2 protein-coding genes are annotated in these 1,449 nt (G+C 64.6%); both read right to left on the reverse strand.

From position 1 onward, the window contains the following. The coding region (locus DBR22_RS19765; RefSeq protein ID WP_108600404.1) for a MazG nucleotide pyrophosphohydrolase domain-containing protein at positions 1-440 on the reverse strand (440 nt) is incomplete at its 3' end. Between the two features lie 61 nt (positions 441-501). Next, positions 502-1,449 (reverse strand): adenosine deaminase (locus tag DBR22_RS19770; protein WP_108600403.1); only part of this gene is annotated, 948 nt, incomplete at its 5' end.

Raw genomic sequence — 1,449 nt, forward strand, 5'->3', positions numbered from 1 at the left:
CCGCTGTCCTGCGGCTGCACCTCAACTCCGGCACGGGCCGCCCGGTCAAGGAACTTGTGTGCCTTTGCCAGCGCAGGCAGGGCCTCCGGTATCCCGTCGAACGGGCTGTTCCGCTCCGGTCTTTCCGCGGTTTTGACGGCGTCCCACTTCTGCACAATCTCCTCGATTGTGGCCGGGAAGCTGTCCTGAAGTGAACCGTCGGGCCGGAAAACGTGGGGATTGCGCCGGACCATTTTTTCGGTCAGACCGCGCGAAACGTCGTCGAAGGTGAACGCGCCCCGTTCCTCGGCGAGCCGGGCGTGCAGCACCACCTGGAGCAGCACGTCACCCAGCTCACCCCGGAGTTCGGATTCGTCCGCGCCCGTTTCGATGGTCTCGGCAACCTCAAACGCCTCCTCCAGGAGGTACTCCACCAGCGAGGCATGAGTTAGCGCGCCCATCCAGGGGCAGTGTTCCCGCAGCTGGGCCATGACCGTGACCAGCCGGTCAACGGGGGGCTGATCAGCCAAGGTTGGCGTAGGTGTCGTTGATGTACTCCACCAGCGCTTCCTTTTCCTCAAGGGGCAGGAAGGATGCCTCAGCGGCATTGAGGGTCAGCTCAAGGAGGTCATCGAGATCGTAGTCGAAGGTTTCCACCAGCAGTTCGAACTCGTCAGTGAGGGTCACCCCGCTCATCAGCCGGTTGTCAGTATTAATGGTCACGTTGAAGCCGAGCTGGTAAAGCATGTCCAGCGGGTGGCTTTCGATGCCCTCGCCGAACCCGGCGATCGCTCCGGTCTGGAGGTTGGAGGAGGGGCAGATTTCCAGGGCGATGCCGCGGTCGCGGATCCAGCTGGACAGGTCGCCCAGGGTGACCAGGCCGATGCTGTCGTCCTCGCCTTCGGCGCCTTCCCCTCCGTCTTCGTCCTCGAACTCCACCATGATGTCCTCGGCGATGCGTACGCCGTGGCCAAGGCGGAGCGCGCGTCCGTCCACGAGTGCGGACTGGATGCTCTCAAGTCCGGCGGCCTCGCCGGCGTGGACGGTGGCGGGGAAGTTGTTCTGGGCCAGGTACGTGAAGGCGTCCTTGAACCGGGACGGCAGGAAGCCGTCTTCAGCCCCGGCGATGTCGAAGCCCACAGCGCCCCTGTTGCGGTGGCGGACGGCGAGCTCGGCGATCTCCTGGCCGCGGTCGGCGTGCCGCATGGCGGTGATCAGCTGGCCCACCTGGATCTCGCGGCCTGTCTCGGCAACGGCGTCGACGCCGGCTTCGAGGCCTTCCTGCACGGCCTCCACTGTTTCATCCAGCGACAGGCCCTTCTGGAGGTGCTGCTCAGGTGCCCAGCGCAATTCGCCGTACACCACGCCGTCGTCCGCGAGGTCCTCAACGAATTCCTTGGCTACGCGGAACAGGCCCTCTTTGGTCTGCATCACAGCCACTGTGTGGTCAAAGGTCTCCAGGTAACGGAT

It is taken from the genome of Arthrobacter sp. HMWF013 (assembly GCF_003061105.1).
In the GTDB taxonomy this organism is placed as follows: Bacteria; Actinomycetota; Actinomycetes; order Actinomycetales; family Micrococcaceae; genus Arthrobacter.